The organism is Henriciella sp. (assembly GCF_029937755.1).
In the GTDB taxonomy this organism is placed as follows: domain Bacteria; phylum Pseudomonadota; class Alphaproteobacteria; order Caulobacterales; family Hyphomonadaceae; genus Henriciella.
The window spans coordinates 205,620-220,810 of record NZ_JAPYPG010000004.1 but is presented as its reverse complement, the minus strand read 5'-3'; the positions used below and the strand labels follow the sequence as shown (position 1 = coordinate 220,810).

Below are 15,191 nucleotides of genomic sequence, written 5' to 3'. Positions count from 1 at the left end.
CAAAAAGCGCCCCGGCCGGGGCGCTTTTCTTTTGGGTTGTAAGGCCGGCCTATTCGGCTGGTGTTTCCGCCGGACTGGCCTCGATCTCGGCATGGGTCGCAGGCCGCGACAGGAACCAGCCGATGATCAAGGGCACGGCAATGCCCGGCAGCCCTTCATAGATGCCGCTCTGCCAGCCCAGGCCGTAGCGCCAGAACAGGGCGATGCCGACGCCGAGGAACATCAGGAAGATGGCCGCAGGCTCGCTTGTCTTGCGGTTCAGCGCATAGAGCGTCAGAAGCGGCGCGAAGGCGGCGGCAAGTGTCGACCAGGCGAGAATGACCAGGTTGAACACGCTCTGGCTGCCCGAAAGGGCAAGGATGAGCGCGACGAGCGTTGTCCCGGCCGTTGCCGCCTTGAGCAGAAGCGGGTGTTCCATGCGTTGCGGCGTCAGGTCATGCGTGATCGCCGCCGAGCAGGACAGCACAACGGAGTCCGCTGTCGACATGGTCGCTGCAAAGATGCCCGCGAGGATCAGCCCGACAAGGATATCGGGCAGCAGCTGCAGCGCCATGCGCGGCAGGGCAAGCTCCGTATCACCGGATGCAAGCTCGGGCAGGTAGAGCCGCGAGAGCAGGCCGAGACCAGCCGCAAGAATATAGAACAGGACGAAGAAGCCGTAATACCAGGCGCGCGTGCGCTGCATGTTTTTCTCGTCGTCGAGCGCCATGAACCGCACCATGATGTGCGGCTGGCCGACGACGGAAAAGCCTGCAAAAAGCCAGCCCAGTATGAATGCCCCGATGGCTAGGCCGCCCGTCCCGATCAGTTCGTCGGCTTCAGGCCATAGGTTCATATAGCGCCCGTCATCCAGCGGCATCATGGAGGCGAAGGCCGCACCGATCCCGCCCTCGGCGGCAAAGGCGACAACGCAAAGAATGCTCAGTGCCACCAGCATGGAGAGCGACTGGACGGCGTCGGTCCAGATCGAGGCGCGGATACCACCGGCAATCGAATAGGCGACGATCATCGCGGCCACGGCAGTTGCGCCGATACGCGGATCGATATTGAGGACGCCTTCAAGCGCCTTGCCGCCTGCGGAGATCTGGGCAGCCGCATAGGCGCCAAGGAAAATCACCATGACGACAGCAGCTATCCGGCGCCAATAGGCGAACTCCTCGCCATGCCAGCGCGACATCACTGATGCGAAGGACGCCTCTCCGGTCACGCCTGTCGCATTGCGCAGTTTGCGGTGAATGAACAGCGAGCCGAGATAGTCACCGATGATCCAGCCGAACATCAGCCAGATGGCCGAAAGGCCCGTGGCATAAGTGTAGCCGATCACGCCGATGAAGAGATAACCGGAATTGTTTGTGGCAACCGCGGAAAGCCCGGTCAGCCAGGGCGAGACGGTTTGTCCCGCGATATAATAGTCCTTGCGCTCGCCGGTCGCGACCCTGGCCGAGGCGAGCCCGACAATCAGGAAGATGGCGAGAATTACGAGAAAACTTGCAATGATCATTCGTCAGCCTCTGCGGAGGCCATCCAGGCGAGGAACAGGTCGAACTGCTCGTTTTCATGTTCGCCGCGCGGGTCGAGTTCCGACAGCGCAAGACTGGTCGTCTGGGTGGCGTTGAACGGCTCCTTTTCCTCATCCGGAACAGGCGCCTTGTTGACAGTACGGGTAAACATGGTTGCAGCCAGCAGTGCAAGGCTTGCGCTTGCGAAGGCAAACAGGCCGGGCGCGCCGAGCGGGGTCGACATGACCAGGCCGGCGACAATCGGGCCCATGATCGAGCCGATGCCCCAGATAACCAGAATGCCCGCCATCATCGAAGTCGCCTGGTCTGGCCGGGCGCGGTCTGCGGCATGGGCGACAGCTACGGCATAATAGGCCAGCGCGCCGACGCCGTAGACGAAAGCGAGCACCAGGATCAGCGCGGGGGCAACGGTATGGCTGAACAGGCTGAGGCCAAGTGCGGCCCCTGCGGCGAGGATCCCCGTCCCCGCAATCACCATGCGCCGGTCGATGCGGTCGGAAATCATGCCGGCCGGCCACAGGCCAACCATGGCGCCAACAAGCAGCGCGGCGTTGAAATTGGCCGAGAAGCCTGCTGCTCCGTCCGGCATGACCGACTGGGCATAGACCGGGTAGAGCTGGGCAACGGCATTATTGACGGCGCCCGCGCACAGGGCCGCAAAGGCCGCAGCCGGAGCATATTTCAGGATCTTGGTCGGCCCGAAGGGCGTGCCGGTGGAGATTTCCGGCTGGGCCTTCCGCGTCGCGGAGATCGGCATGATGGTCAGCGCGAAAAGGGCTGCGACCATCATGAAGCCTGCCGGGCCACTGGCGCCAGCCACGATGGCGAAGGGGCCGGCAATCGCACCGAGCTTGGCGACGACATGGTAGAAACCGAGAATGGCGCCGCGCCGGTTGGCGGGCGCGCTGTCGGTTATCCAGCCATCACCGGCTGTCAGCAGGGCTGAGGTGCTGGCACCGATCACGGCCTGCAGCACCGACCAGCCAATGATATTGACGCCCAGCGAGAAGCTGAGCGACGCAATGATCGCGAGGGCCGCGAAAAAGGAAAAGGACCGGATGTGCCCTATCCGTGTGATCTGCTTCGGCGAGGCGATGGCTCCCGTGAGGAAGCCGCCGGCATAGAACGCCGCCACCAGACCAAGCGCGGCGTTCGATGCGCCGGCTGCCTGCAAGCTCAGCGCGATCATCACGGATAGGGCCGCCGTTGCGCCCTGAAGCACGGTCAGGGCGCTGACGATGGCGAGGACATTGCGGTACAGGCCGAGGGTTACCCGCCAGTCCGACGAAGTCTCTTCTACAGGCGCCGAATAGGGCATTAGGCAGCGGCAGCGATATCCGTGCCTGCCTTGTCGGCAGTGTCTTCATTCTCTTCCACAAGCGCCCTGTGCAGGAGCTTGACTGCCTTGTCATAATCTTCCTCGGCGACGAAAGCCTGGAGGTCTGTTTCGCGGGTCAGCTTGTGTAGGCCGAGCAGTTTGACGCCACCTTCGTGAAGTGCCGTCGTTGCGCGCGCCGTCATGCCCGGGACGTCGAGGTTCGCACCGATGACAGACACGATGGCGAGTTTGCGCATCGAAACCGAGGCATTTTCAAAGACCGCCTCAATGTCAGCAGCAGCGCGTTTCAGCGCCTTGCGATTGGCGCTGACATAGTGGGTGATCGTGTTGGCGTTGGAGCACTTGGTCACGATCCACACATTGTGGCGCGTCAGCGCTTTCAGCGCCTCGGCATCATAGCCCTTCACACCGACCATGTCCTGTTCGAACAGTTCGAAGGCATAGAGGCTCTGGATACCCGTGACGATCTCCGCGCGCGGGGTCTCCGGCATGAAGTCATCGGTGATGATCGTGCCGGCATCGGTCGGATCGAACGTGTTCTTCACGCGCAGCGGAATGCCCGCCTGGCGCAGGCCTTTCGCGGCTTTCGGGTGAACCGCTTCCATGCCCATGTTCGAGAGCTGGTCGGCCACATCGTAATTGGTCTTGCCGATCTTGCGCACCTTGTCGTCGCCGACGAGTTTCGGGTCCGCAGAGGAAAGGTGGAACTCCTTGTGGATGATCGCTTCCGACGCGCCGGTCATTGCGCCGATGCGCGAGAAGGTCACCTCCGTGTAGCCCCGGTCATAGAGCTTCACCATGCCTTCCATGCACGAGGCATAGCCCGTCACAATGGGCAGCTCCTTGGAGAAATCGACGCCTCGGAACGAGGTTTCGATACGCTCGTCGAGGGTCAGCTTGTCTTCGTCCCGCCAGCCGGTGAGGTCGACGAAGACCGAGTTGATGTCCTTCTGGCGCAGAAGCAGCGAGGTATTGTGAGCGGAATGCGCCTCGCCAAGCGCGGCCAGCATCTCACGGACCGTCATCAGGTGCTCGTCCAGCCGGAACTGGCCGTAGGAACACAGGCGGTGCAGGTCGATCAGGCAGTTGCGCACGCCCTCGATGCGTTCGAGGACGAAATTGTCGGCAACCTTCCGGTCGGGATGGTCGCCGAAGATCTCTTCATTCTTTTCGCGCATCGCCTGCGACAGCTCGGTGAGCGCTTCGCTCCACTGCCACTTGTTCTCGGCGCTGGCGAACAGGGAGTAGACCCCCGGCTTGCCGGATTTCTTGTGCTCAAGCAGCATGTTCGTCATGCCGGCATAGGCCGACACCACGACGATGCGATTGTACATGTCTTCGGGTTTTCTGTCTCCGATCAGGACATTGTCGAGGATGACAGGGGTATTGGCGATCGAAGTGCCGCCGATCTTCTCAACAGTATGGGCCATGATATCAGAACCCTTCCTTGAATGGTCTGGTTTAAGGGCCGCAGCCTGGCCGGCGTGCTTTCCGGGGACAGGCTGCGGCTGAAGACGTGTCTAGTCGGCCGCGGCGTAGGAGCCGTCCGGCAGGTGGACTTCGGTGCCGGTTACCGGCGGATTGAAGCAGCACGCCATGTGCAGCTCTTCTTCCGCGCGCAGCGTGTGCTTGTCATGCAGGTTCAGCGCATACATCACACCCGGCTTGATCTCATGGGTCTCGCCGGTGCCAAGGTCGGTGATCGAGCCCTTGCCCTTCATGCAATACACACTCTCGAAGTGGTTCTTGTAATGAAAGGTGTGCTCGGATCCGGCCTTCAGTACCGTGATATGGAAGCTGAAGCCCATCTTGTCGTCTGCGAGCAGCATCCGGTAGGACGTCCACTCAGCATCGGACACGGCGCGTTCGGTGCCTTCGAGATCTTTCAGGTCGCGTACAATCATACTTTCTTACTCCGCTGCGACTTTGACAGTGTCCGACGCTTCGCGTGCGGCCTCGAGCAGGATGTCGAGACCCTTGCGGAGCGTTTCTTCCGGAACGGTGAGGGCAACGAGTACCTTCACGACTTCGTCGTCGGCCCCCGATGTCTCAATGATGAGTCCCTTTTCGAACGAGCGGCTGGTAATCTCCGAAGCCATCTCGCCGGAGCCAACATCGACGCCCTGCATCATGCCGCGGCCCTTGAGCTTTGCGCCCGGGATCAGCTTGGCAATCTTCTGCAGGCCTTCGGTCAGGATCTTCGACTTCGCCTGGACCTCTTTCTGGAAAGCATCATCCTTCCAGAACTTCTCCAGCGTCACCTTGCCGGTGACGAAAGCGTGGTTGTTACCGCGGAAGGTGCCGTTGTGCTCGGCCGGCTTCCAGATGTCGTGCTCCTTCTTGAGCAGGACACAGGCAAAGGGCAGGCCCATGCCGGAAAGCGACTTCGCCTGGGTGATGATGTCCGGCTTGATGCCGGCAATATCGAAGCCGAAATAGTCGCCCGAACGGCCACAGCCGGACTGGATATCGTCGACGATCAGCAGTGCGCCATGTTTCTTGGCGAGATCTGCGATGCCCTTCATCCATTCCTTGGACGCGGCATTAAGACCACCTTCGCCCTGGATGGGCTCGAAGATGAACGCGGCCGGGGCATCGATGCCCGAAGACGGGTTCTCGATCATCATCTCGATCTGTTCCAGCGTATCGACATCGTCGCCGAAGGCGCCGTCATAAGGCAGGTGCGAAACACCCGTCAGGCCGACGCTGCCAGTGCCCGCGCCCTTGCGCTTGCCGGCATTACCGGTCAGCGCGAGCGCGCCCATCGTCATGCCGTGGAAGCCATTGGTGAAAGAGATGACATTGGTGCGGCCGGTCACCTTGCGGGCAAGCTTTACAGCCGCCTCGACAGCATTGGTGCCGGTCGGACCGGTCATCATGATCTTGTAGTCGTCCATGCCGCGCGGCTTGAGGATATAGTCCTCGAAGGCTTTCAGCCATTCGGCCTTGGCGTCGGTATACATGTCGAGGCCATGGGCAATGCCGTCACGCTCGATATGCTCAATCAGCGCCTTCTTCATGTCGTCGTCATTATGGCCGTAGTTCAGCGTCGAACAGCCGGCGAGAAAGTCGATATAGGTCTTGCCATCGGCGTCGGTCATTTCCGACCCTTTGGCTTTCACGAACAGCGCGTCGAAGTTGCGGCAATAGCTGCGCACAATCGATTCACGCCTCTCGAAAATGTCTTCTTTGATATCTGTGAACGGCATGCGTTCGCTCCTTAGGTGGTCTGGTCTGGTTAGTGTCAGGGTAAGCGGTGGCCAGGTGTGCTAAAGGCTGGCCGGCCGCTCGAACGGCCCGATGGTCACGAGGATCTCGCTGTCATGGCGCCCCTTGAAGTGGCGCTCCTTGTCGAAAAACTCGCTTTCGTTGAGCGGTGCGTCGAGCCAGCGCGCAATGCTCTTGAAGAGGCCCCACGAGGCCTCGTTATCGGGCGTGATGGTGGTCTTGAGATACTTCACGTTCCGGCAGGCCTCGCGCGAGAAGATATCGGCAACAAGCCGCTTCGGAATGCGCTTGCCGCGGGCTTTTTCGCCAACGGCAACCTGCCAGAGGAAGAACACATCCGGCTCATTTGGCGGGATATGGCCCGAGACCCAGCCGATCACTTCGCCATCTTCCTTTGCGAGTGCGCAGGTGTCGGCAAAGTGCGTCGTCTGGATCAGATTCATATAGAGAGAGTTGGTGTCCAGCGGCGGACAGGCAGCAATCAGGTCATGCACTGCGGCCCCGTCCTCGCTCAGAGGCGGTCCGATGTGCAAACTTGAGGGCTCGCCTGCATCCTTCTGAGGCAGGCCGCCGCCTTTTGCAGGTCTGTCTGACTGTGCCGTTTCCATAGCTCTCTCGGTCGGTATTTTGTTAGACGATCTATTTAATTGGAATCGCGGTCGGTTCAACCGCTTCTTCATGGATAGTGCAGCCGCCCCTCTTCCTTCTATTGAAGGAACGTGCGGAACGGCATATCTGTTCCTTGATACTTAGATAAAAAAATAATTTTGTGCGCAAAGGAAATAGCCTAGAAGATGGCTCAGTTATCAGAGGGTTTCGAAGCGGTTCGCCTGTCATCGGTGAACGCTGATATGTGGAGCGAGCACATGCAGGATCAGACCGAGACCGCACTGGTCGCCTTGCGCCGCATCCTGAAAGCGACGGCGAACAATGTTCGCACCGTCGCTCACAAGACCGGCCTCACCGCGTCCCAGCTGCTCGTCCTTCAGGTTCTCAAGACGCGCGGGGAAACCCTGACCGGCGATCTCGCACGCGCCGTCGATCTCAAACAGGCGACGATTTCCATCCTGCTCGACAAGTTGCAGGAGCGTGGCCTGGTGTCGCGCAAACGCGGAGAAAGCGACCGCCGCCGCGTCTGGGTGTGCATTACCGATACAGGAAAAAAGGTCCTGGAGGATGCGCCGGACCTGCTGCAGGAGACGTTCCGGTCCCGCTTCCGCAGCCTGGCTGACTGGGAACAGGCAAGCCTTGTTGCCGCGCTGCTGCGGGTCGTGTCACTGCTCGACGCCGAGGAGATTGAGGCTTCGCCGCTGCTTGATGTCGGCGGCATCAACGATCTGCCTACGAGTAGCGGCAACCGTTAGCGCCTGATCACTTGCTCCCATCGCCTCCTGCCCCCTATGCTCAAGGGCGGTAAAAGACGGGATGCCATTCGATGATGTCACGACTGATTGCCGGCGCGCTCCTCGCGTGTGTGTTGCAGGGGACAGCCCAAGCTGGCCCGGGCGACAGCGAGATGCTGGCGCCGGTGGCAACCGAAGACTTCCATGAGGCCGCGGATACCAGCCTTGTCTGGAATGATAATTCCTATGACGCCCTGATCGCCGCACTCCAGGCCCTTGAGGGACATGGGCTGGACCCCGGCCACTACCATCTCGACGCCCTTGAAACCCTGCGCCCCAAGCGGGCCGAACGCGACCGGGTCGCCACCGACGCGTGGATGTCGGCCGCCGCGCATATGCTCTATGGCAAGCTTGACCGAGCCACTTTCGAACCCGACTGGACGGCTGCAGGCCGTGAGGCCGACCTCGCCGCCGTTCTCGATTACGCTCTCGACAGTGGAACCGTCGCGACAAGTCTTGAGCAGCTTGCGCCTGTGCAGTCGGCCTATGGCCTGCTCAAGCAGGAACTCGCCCGGCTCCGGGTGAACGCTGACGAGCCGGTTTCGAGCGTCTCTGAAGGACCGCCGCTGAAGCCGGGCATGACCGGGCCACGCGTTGAAGAGCTTCAGGTGCGGCTCGCCGAGCTGGGCCTGCTGGAAAACGCGGCGCTTTCGGGCACGATGGATGAAGCGACGGTCGCCGCCGTCGAGGTTTTTCAGACGGGGCACGCCCTTGAGACGGACGGCATCGCGGGGGCCTCCACCATTCGTGTGCTCAATCAGGGCACCGCCGAACACATTGCACAGGTCCGGGTCAATATGGAGCGCTGGCGCTGGCTGCCGGGCGATCTCGGCCAGCGGCACCTGCGGGCCAATATTGCGGGCTTTGAGGTGACCGCCTTCGAGAATGGCGAACCCCAGCGCACCCATCTGATCATTGTCGGCAAGACCTATCGCCAGACGCCGGTCTTCTCCGACAAAATTGAGTACATCATCTTCAATCCGTGGTGGGAGACCCCTTACAGTCTTGCGCGGGCCGACAAGCTCCCGCTGTTCCGCCGGGATCCGGGGGCGGTCCAGCGGCTCGGCTTCCAGGTGCTCGACCGGTCCGGAAACATTGTCGACCCCTCGACCATCGACTGGAACACGGTGTCGTCTGCAAGCTTTCCCTACCGCCTGCGTCAGGCGCCGGGCCCGCAGAACGCACTGGGTCAGGTCAAGATCATCTTCCCGAACAAGTATAATGTGTATCTGCACGACACGCCCACGCGCGACCTCTTCGCCCGGTCGCAGCGCGCCTTCTCTTCTGGCTGCCTGCGCGCGCAGGACCCGATCGACCTGTCGGAGTGGCTGCTGGAAAATACACCCGGCTGGGACCGCAAGAGGATCGACAAGGCGGTTGCTTCAGGCAAGGAAACGCGCGTGGACCTGGCGGCAAGCGTGCCTGTCCATGTCCTCTACTACACGGCGGTCAGCGATGGATCGGGCGGCGTGCGCTATCTTGATGACATCTATGAACGCGATGCCCGCGTACTCGCCGGGCTGGAGGTTGCGCCGGAATAGGCCGCCTGGGCCGCCTCTGCCCTGGCCATTGGCCGGAAACTCCCAGTGAATCCCCAATTTGCGTTTGATCGCCCTGCGGGACGGGATAAGTTTGCCTTCGTCAGGATTCGAATGCCAGTCAGGAGACCGGAATGACTTTGAGATTTGCAACACCCGCTGCCCTCGCCCTCAGCCTTGCGCTTGTCACCGCGTGTGGTGGAAGCGGTGGCGACGAGCCCACCGAGGAAGCGCCGACCCCGCCGGTGGAAAGTGAAACGGCGCCTGCCGATACAGATACCGATGCCGGAACACCGGCAGAGCCGGAAGCCGAAACCGTGGCTGCCGAGGAAGCGGTCCCGTCCCAGTTTGCAGGCTTTCCGGAGCCCTACGCCTCTGCCGACTATGATCGCGGCCGGCGTGTCTTCCTTCAGTGCCAGTCCTGCCACACGCTCGATGAGGGTGGCCCGGCTGTGCTCGGCCCGAACCTCCATGGCCTGTTCGGCCGCGAGGTTGGCACCAAAGAGGGTTTTGACTATTCCAGCGCCCTGCAGGAGGCCGAGTTTACCTGGACGCCGGAGCAGCTGGAAAAATGGCTCGAGAACCCGCGCAGCTTCCTGCCGGGCAACAAGATGAGCTTTGCCGGTGTGAAACGCCCGGACGACCGTCATGCGGTCATTGCCTACATCATGGCTGAATCCGGCTACGAGCCGTCCTGATCAGCCGCCCGCCAGCGGGCGCATCAGCAGAACATCGACGATCTGCCCGGCCTCCATTTCAGGAGCGCCGGGCAGTCTTCTTATGAGACCGCCGGACGCGATGAAGGGCGAGATAAGCGAGCTGTCCTGATTGGAGGCCGCCCGCGCTGTCACGACGCCGCCATCCGAGATCGCGAGGCTCGCACGCATATAGTGTTCCCGCGGGCCATTTGGCGGCACCGCTGAGGCCAGTCTCGCCTTGATGACGGGTAGGGCCTCACCCGTCAGCAGCGGTTGCAGGAACAGATGCGCGCAAACCATGGCTGAGGCCGGATTGCCCGGCAGGCCGAGGACGCGCTGCTTGCCATGCATTGAGAACCAGGTCGGTTTGCCGGGACGCACAGCCACCCGCTCGAACAGCGGTTCGAACCCTTCAGCTGCGAAGGCCGGACGCATCAGGTCATGATCGCCAACGGACGCCCCGCCAACGGGCAGGAAGATGTCGATGCCGGGGGCTGATGCGATCGCGCTGCGGATGGCTTCCATCGTGTCGGCAGCAATGCCGAGATCGACCGGCTCGCCGCCCCAGTTCCGGATCAGCGCGGCAAGGCCCACCGGATTGGAATTGACGATCTCGCCCGGTGCCAGCGTGGCGCCCGGCGCTTTCAGCTCATTGCCATTGGCGAGAATGCCGACGCGAAGCTTCCGCCTCACCGAAACCTGGCCATGATTGGCGGCAGCGATGAGGGCGAGCTCGCCAGCGCCAAGCCGTGTGCCCGCCTCCAGAACCGTATCGCCCTCAAGAAAATCCATGCCCGCGGGCCGCACATATTCCGGCGTTTCATATGACGCCTGGCAGGTGACGGTGTCGCCCTCGCGCTCGGTCTCTTCCTGGATGACGATATGATCGGCGCCGTCAGGCAGCGGTGCTCCGGTGAAGATACGGACCGCTTTGCTTGCCCCGACCGTCCCCGCAAAAGGCGCGCCTGCCGGGGCTTCACCGATTACGCTCAGCCGGGCCCCAGCCTCGCCAACATCCGCAAGCCGAACGGCATAGCCATCCATGGCGGAGACAGCCGCGGGCGGCCGTGAAACATTTGCGATCACCTCGGTGGCGAGCACCCGGCCTTCAGCATCGGTGATGCCCACCGTTTCAGAGGCCGTATCTGGCCTCTGTCCGGCGAGCAGCCGGTGGGCCTCGTCGACGGAAATCAGTCCGCTCAAATGTCTGCCTTCCTGTAATCGCCCGACTTGCCGCCGGTCTTCTCGACAAGCTCGATCCCGCCGATGACCATGGCCTTGTCGACGGCTTTCAACATGTCGTAGAGCGTCAGGCATGCGGCTGAAACCGCCGTCAGCGCTTCCATCTCGACACCCGTTTGACCGGATGTCTTGGCCCGCGCGGTCACGACCAGCGCGGTTTCTTTGGTATGCTGGGAAATCTCCACCTTCACACCGGTCAGCGGCAGCGGATGGCAGAGCGGGATGAGGTCGGATGTCTTCTTCGCGGCCATTATGCCGGCGAGTTCGGCCACGGCGAGCGGATCGCCCTTCTTTGTGTCGCGCGACAGGGCGAGCTTGAGCGTCCCGGCGCTCATATGCACCACGCCTTGCGCGACGGCTTCGCGCGCGGTGACGGCCTTGTCGGACACATCGACCATGCGCGCACGGCCGTCCGGCCCGATATGTGTCAGATCACCGCTCAATGATCGTGCTCCATATGCTCCATCAGGCGGGGCATCAGCTCGACCAGATTGCAGGGCTTGTGGCGGCTGTCGAGCTGCAGCGAGATGACCTTGTCCCAGCCATCCTTCACCGCGCCGTTCGAGCCCGGCAGGCAGAAGACGAACGTCCCGCTCGCCACGCCGGCAATGGCGCGTGACTGCAGCGTGGACAGGCCGACGCTCTGATAGCTCACCTGGTGAAAGATCACCGAGAAACCGTCGATGACCTTGTCGAAGAGCGGGGTGATGGCTTCCGGCGTCACGTCCCGGCCGGTCAGGCCGGTGCCGCCTGACGTGATGACGACGTCCACGTCCGGATCCGCAATCCATGTGGAAACCTGCGTGCGGATGGCCGCCTTGTCGTCCGGAACGATCTTGCGGTCAGCGACCAAGTGGCCGGCGTCCTCGATCCTGTCGGCCAGCACTTTGCCAGAGGTGTCTGTGTCCAGTGTCCGCGTGTCGCTCATCACCAGGATGGCGATACGCACCTGCTGGAAGTCCAGGCTTTCATTGATGCCTTGCATGTTTCTCCCTCACACCTACGCCCAGCGGGCGCGGTCTTGATAATCCTCACTGCGGGGGTCGATCCAGTGTTCACCTGTCTCGGTTGCTTCCTTTTTCCAGAAGACAGCCTCGGTCTTGAGATAGTCCATCAGGAAATCGGCCGCCTCGAAAGCCGCGCGGCGATGAGCCGAGGCGGTTGCGACGAAGACGATCGCCTCGCCCGGCGCCATCTCACCGACGCGGTGAATGACCTTCAGCGCGGTGAGCGGCCAGCGCTCCGTGGCTGCCGTAATAGCTTCCTCGATCCCGCGTTCGGTCATCGGCGAATAGGCCTGCAGGAAGAGTGATTTCACGTCACCGCTGGAGGCATGGTCACGCACCAGTCCGGTAAAACTGACGACCGCGCCAGCGCCTGCCGCATCGCGCTCGAAGGCGGAGAGCTCCTCGCCCGCATTGAAGGGCTCACTGCTGACCCGCAGCATCGCTCAGCCGCCTCCGACCGGGGGCATGAAGGCGATCTCGTCATTGTCATTGACCGGATGGGGATCGGCGACGATTTCGTTATTGATCGCGAGCCGTACAGTCTTTTCCAGCAGCGCGCCCTGAAGGCCACGATCCTGATCCAGCCAGCGGCGCAGGGCCGAGGTATCGCGTACCGTGTCGGGCAGGGTGATGGTTTCTTCCGCTTTGCCGGTGACATCCATCAGCCGGCCAAAGAACAGGATCTGCGCCATTTCCTCAGCCCCCCGTCATCGACATGTGGCGGGGCAGGGCCGGGGCCTCGCCACGCTCGCGGATGGCGAATTCATGCTTCTCTGGCTTGCGCATAAGCGCGGTATCGAGCGCCTCATCGAGCGCAAGGGCCGGATGCTCGGCGTCCCGCAGCGCGGCGCGCAGGTCGACATGATCGTCCTGTCCGAGGCACATATAGATACGCCCCGTACAGGTAACGCGAACCCGGTTGCAGCCGGCACAGAAATTATTGGTCAGCGGCGTGATGAAACCGAGCCGCCCGCCGGTCTCGGCAATACGCACATAACGCGACGGGCCGGCCTGCGCGTCGCGGCCTTCCTCATCGGTGAGGTTCCAGCGATCGGCAAGCTGGTCGCGAATTTCAAACAGCGGCACATACTGGTCGACGCGATCCTCGCCCGTCAGGCCGAGCGGCATCACCTCGATCAGCGTCATGTCGAAGCCTTGCGCGTGCGCCCATTCGACCATGGCGGGGATCTCGGCAGCATTCTGATGCTTCAGTGCGACCGTGTTGATCTTCACCTTCAGGCCTGCCTGTCTGGCCGCCTCTATCCCGTCGAGCGACTTCTGCAGGTCGCCAAGCCGCGTGATCGTCTTGAACATGACGGGGTCGAGCGTATCGAGCGACACATTCACCCGCCGCACACCCGCCGCATAAAGCCGCTCGGCATGCTGGGCCAGCAGGGTCGCATTTGTCGTCAATGTCAGTTCGTCGAGACCTTCGCCCATGTGGCGACCGAGCCGGTCGAACAGGTCTCCGATATCCTTGCGCACGAGGGGCTCGCCGCCCGTGATCCGGATTTTGCGCACGCCGCGGCGGATAAAGGCCGCAGCCACGGTCTCGAGTTCTTCCAGGCTGAGCAGGTCCTTCTTCGGAAGGAAGGTCATGTGTTCGGCCATACAGTAGGTGCAGCGCAGGTCGCAGCGATCCGTCACCGACAAGCGGAGGTACGAGACGGTGCGCCCGAAGACATCCGTCAGCGGCGGGGGGCTCTGGCCGTCAGGCATGAAGCGCCTCCTGGTGTTTTGCGAGATCATCCATCGTGTCGATGTCGATCCCCAACGCGGGATCGAGCACAATGGTTGCGGTGTTGGTGAGTGTTGTGAAGACGCCTTTCGCGCCCCGGTCGCCCTCGACCTGCATCAGCGCATCGAAGGTCTTACGGGTGAAGATGGCGGGTGGCATCAGCTTGCCGCCGCACTCGGTCATGGCGGCTGTGGCGCCCGTGTTGATGGCGCGCTGGAGCTTGCGCAAGTGATGCTCCGGCACGGCCGGCATGTCGGCAAGCAGGACAAGGACTTGCTGAACGCGGCCGTCCTGGCGCGCAGCTTCGACCCCGGCGCGCAGCGAACTGGCCTGACCGCTGGCCGCCTCCGCATTTTCGACGATGTGCCAGCTCTGGCCGAGCAGGCTCGCCCGCTTCATCGCCTCCGGACGGATGACCGCGAGGCGCGAGGCAGCGTCTTCCGCTTCCAGAAGGCTAGCGGCGTGCGAGATGACGGGCTCACCTTCATACGGCGCGAGCAGTTTGTCGCCTTCCTCGAAGCGGGCCGATGCGCCAGCCGCGAGCATCATGAGGGCCGTGTGGGCAAAGGGGGTTTTGGCGGTCTGATGGTAGGTGGCAACGATCTCGCCCAGTGTCGAAACCGCCAGCATGGAGGCATCGCGCATGGACGGGATCAGCCCGACCGGCCCGTGGATGCGGGCAATGTCTGTCTCGGCCACGCCCTGCTCCCGCAGCGCATCGCAGCGCCGGGCATGGGTGCGGCGGGACCCGACAGCGCCGACATAGAAGGCCGGGCCCTCAAGCGCCTGCCTCAGCAGCGGGGCTTCCCAGTCGCCGTCATGGAACATCAGGATGAAGGCCGTCCACGGATCATCGTCCAGGGGTGGCAGGTCGGTTGGCGTGTCGAGCGCATTTACCGTGTCGAAGCCTTCCAACAGGGCAGCCTGCACATCTTCGCCGTCGCGCAGTTGCAGTGCTGCATCCACGCCGCTCGCCCTGGCTAGCCGGGCAAGCGCCAGCGGGTCCGCCCCGCGCCCGGCAATCCGCAGGCGGAGCTTCGGCGTGTAGCGCGCGTCAAACCCGCCAAGCGCCAGCCGCGCCGGGCGCCGTGCTGCCAGCGCATCATGGCATTTGCGCAGCGTCGCTTCATCCGCATCTGGAAGGATGGTGACCTCGATTGCGCCGCCGCAGGGCAGGGGGAGATCGACAAAGGGTGAGCCGGCGCCATAGCGCAGCGACATCGTCTCGCCGCTCTTCAACGCGGCCTCAGCCTGCAGGATGACATCGGCGTCGATACATCCGCCGGAAATGTAGCCCGCCGCCTGGCTTTCATCGGTGACAGCCATGAGCGCGCCGGCTTCCCGCACGGCGCCGCCTTCTGTGGTGGTGACCATAATAAGCGCCACAGCACCATCGCGCCGCCAGTCGAGCCACTGGCCGAGAACGTCTTCCGGGTGTTCGAGATAGCGCTGCATCGGGCTCATCAGATGTCCGTTGT

General features: G+C 62.6%; 16 protein-coding genes. 3 read left to right on the top strand and 13 right to left on the bottom strand.

Annotation, left to right across the window (positions count from 1 at the left end; translation table 11 throughout):
• Positions 1–49 precede the first annotated feature (49 nt).
• From Q1K29_RS10835 to ectA, 6 genes are all read right to left on the bottom strand, one after another.
• Positions 50–1,501: a sodium/proline symporter gene (locus Q1K29_RS10835; protein ID WP_300394628.1), complete on the bottom strand. Its 1,452-nt coding sequence runs from the start codon at positions 1,499–1,501 to the stop codon at positions 50–52.
• The gene (locus tag Q1K29_RS10830) at positions 1,498–2,838 is read right to left on the bottom strand and encodes an MFS transporter (protein WP_300394625.1); all 1,341 of its coding nucleotides are present in this window, start codon (positions 2,836–2,838) and stop codon (positions 1,498–1,500) included. Before Q1K29_RS10830 ends, Q1K29_RS10835 begins: the two co-directional genes overlap by 4 nt.
• Positions 2,838–4,289, bottom strand: coding sequence for an aspartate kinase (locus Q1K29_RS10825; protein WP_300394623.1), 1,452 nt, complete (start codon positions 4,287–4,289; stop codon positions 2,838–2,840). The genes Q1K29_RS10830 and Q1K29_RS10825 overlap by 1 nt, the downstream gene beginning before the upstream one ends.
• A gap of 90 nt (positions 4,290–4,379) precedes the next feature.
• Positions 4,380–4,763, bottom strand: a complete 384-nt coding sequence (locus Q1K29_RS10820) for an ectoine synthase (protein WP_300394620.1) — start codon at positions 4,761–4,763, stop codon at positions 4,380–4,382.
• Between the two features lie 6 nt (positions 4,764–4,769).
• Positions 4,770–6,068, bottom strand: coding sequence for a diaminobutyrate--2-oxoglutarate transaminase (ectB, locus tag Q1K29_RS10815; RefSeq protein ID WP_300394617.1), 1,299 nt, complete (start codon positions 6,066–6,068; stop codon positions 4,770–4,772).
• A 60-nt stretch (positions 6,069–6,128) separates the two neighbouring features.
• Positions 6,129–6,695, bottom strand: a complete 567-nt coding sequence (ectA, locus tag Q1K29_RS10810; protein ID WP_300394615.1) for a diaminobutyrate acetyltransferase — start codon at positions 6,693–6,695, stop codon at positions 6,129–6,131.
• A gap of 186 nt (positions 6,696–6,881) precedes the next feature.
• Between ectA and Q1K29_RS10805 the strand changes: the two genes are divergently transcribed.
• The 3 genes from Q1K29_RS10805 to Q1K29_RS10795 all read left to right on the top strand — a co-directional run bounded on the left by Q1K29_RS10805 (position 6,882) and on the right by Q1K29_RS10795 (position 9,726).
• Complete coding sequence (locus Q1K29_RS10805; protein ID WP_300394612.1) at positions 6,882–7,451, top strand: MarR family transcriptional regulator; 570 nt, start codon at positions 6,882–6,884, stop codon at positions 7,449–7,451.
• A 71-nt stretch (positions 7,452–7,522) separates the two neighbouring features.
• Complete coding sequence (locus Q1K29_RS10800; protein ID WP_300394609.1) at positions 7,523–9,031, top strand: L,D-transpeptidase family protein; 1,509 nt, start codon at positions 7,523–7,525, stop codon at positions 9,029–9,031.
• Positions 9,032–9,162: 131 nt separating this feature from the next.
• Positions 9,163–9,726, top strand: coding sequence for a cytochrome c family protein (locus Q1K29_RS10795; RefSeq protein ID WP_300394606.1), 564 nt, complete (start codon positions 9,163–9,165; stop codon positions 9,724–9,726).
• Here Q1K29_RS10795 and Q1K29_RS10790 read toward each other — a convergent pair whose 3' ends face one another.
• Genes Q1K29_RS10790 through Q1K29_RS10760 form a run of 7 tightly spaced genes read right to left on the bottom strand, consistent with a single transcriptional unit; the run spans position 9,727 to position 15,177 of the window.
• Positions 9,727–10,929: a molybdopterin molybdotransferase MoeA gene (locus Q1K29_RS10790; protein WP_300394603.1), complete on the bottom strand. Its 1,203-nt coding sequence runs from the start codon at positions 10,927–10,929 to the stop codon at positions 9,727–9,729.
• Entirely contained in the window at positions 10,926–11,411 is a 486-nt protein-coding gene (gene moaC, locus Q1K29_RS10785; RefSeq protein WP_300394600.1) for a cyclic pyranopterin monophosphate synthase MoaC, read from the bottom strand. Before moaC ends, Q1K29_RS10790 begins: the two co-directional genes overlap by 4 nt.
• A complete protein-coding gene (moaB, locus tag Q1K29_RS10780) occupies positions 11,408–11,953 on the bottom strand; it encodes a molybdenum cofactor biosynthesis protein B (RefSeq protein ID WP_300394597.1) in 546 nt (181 codons plus the stop codon). Before moaB ends, moaC begins: the two co-directional genes overlap by 4 nt.
• Before the next feature lie 15 nt (positions 11,954–11,968).
• Entirely contained in the window at positions 11,969–12,415 is a 447-nt protein-coding gene (locus tag Q1K29_RS10775; protein WP_300394594.1) for a molybdenum cofactor biosynthesis protein MoaE, read from the bottom strand.
• Positions 12,416–12,418: 3 nt separating this feature from the next.
• Positions 12,419–12,667 (bottom strand): molybdopterin converting factor subunit 1, encoded by a 249-nt coding sequence (gene moaD, locus Q1K29_RS10770; RefSeq protein WP_300394591.1) that lies wholly within the window; start codon positions 12,665–12,667, stop codon positions 12,419–12,421.
• Positions 12,668–12,671: 4 nt separating this feature from the next.
• The gene (moaA, locus tag Q1K29_RS10765) at positions 12,672–13,694 is read right to left on the bottom strand and encodes a GTP 3',8-cyclase MoaA (RefSeq protein ID WP_300394588.1); all 1,023 of its coding nucleotides are present in this window, start codon (positions 13,692–13,694) and stop codon (positions 12,672–12,674) included.
• Complete coding sequence (locus tag Q1K29_RS10760) at positions 13,687–15,177, bottom strand: NTP transferase domain-containing protein (RefSeq protein WP_300394585.1); 1,491 nt, start codon at positions 15,175–15,177, stop codon at positions 13,687–13,689. Before Q1K29_RS10760 ends, moaA begins: the two co-directional genes overlap by 8 nt.
• Positions 15,178–15,191: the final 14 nt, after the last annotated feature.

Bases quoted from the DNA above. Each gene is read 5' to 3' on its own strand.
- Q1K29_RS10835 (WP_300394628.1), bottom strand. From the start codon at position 1,501: ATGATCATTGCAAGTTTTCTCGTAATTCTCGCCATCTTCCTGATTGTC.
- Q1K29_RS10830 (WP_300394625.1), bottom strand. From the start codon at position 2,838: ATGCCCTATTCGGCGCCTGTAGAAGAGACTTCGTCGGACTGGCGGGTA.
- Q1K29_RS10825 (WP_300394623.1), bottom strand. From the start codon at position 4,289: ATGGCCCATACTGTTGAGAAGATCGGCGGCACTTCGATCGCCAATACC.
- Q1K29_RS10820 (WP_300394620.1), bottom strand. From the start codon at position 4,763: ATGATTGTACGCGACCTGAAAGATCTCGAAGGCACCGAACGCGCCGTG.
- ectB (WP_300394617.1), bottom strand. From the start codon at position 6,068: ATGCCGTTCACAGATATCAAAGAAGACATTTTCGAGAGGCGTGAATCG.
- ectA (WP_300394615.1), bottom strand. From the start codon at position 6,695: ATGGAAACGGCACAGTCAGACAGACCTGCAAAAGGCGGCGGCCTGCCT.
- Q1K29_RS10805 (WP_300394612.1), top strand. From the start codon at position 6,882: ATGGCTCAGTTATCAGAGGGTTTCGAAGCGGTTCGCCTGTCATCGGTG.
- Q1K29_RS10800 (WP_300394609.1), top strand. From the start codon at position 7,523: ATGATGTCACGACTGATTGCCGGCGCGCTCCTCGCGTGTGTGTTGCAG.
- Q1K29_RS10795 (WP_300394606.1), top strand. From the start codon at position 9,163: ATGACTTTGAGATTTGCAACACCCGCTGCCCTCGCCCTCAGCCTTGCG.
- moaB (WP_300394597.1), bottom strand. From the start codon at position 11,953: ATGCAAGGCATCAATGAAAGCCTGGACTTCCAGCAGGTGCGTATCGCC.
- Q1K29_RS10775 (WP_300394594.1), bottom strand. From the start codon at position 12,415: ATGCTGCGGGTCAGCAGTGAGCCCTTCAATGCGGGCGAGGAGCTCTCC.
- moaD (WP_300394591.1), bottom strand. From the start codon at position 12,667: ATGGCGCAGATCCTGTTCTTTGGCCGGCTGATGGATGTCACCGGCAAA.
- moaA (WP_300394588.1), bottom strand. From the start codon at position 13,694: ATGCCTGACGGCCAGAGCCCCCCGCCGCTGACGGATGTCTTCGGGCGC.
- Q1K29_RS10760 (WP_300394585.1), bottom strand. From the start codon at position 15,177: ATGAGCCCGATGCAGCGCTATCTCGAACACCCGGAAGACGTTCTCGGC.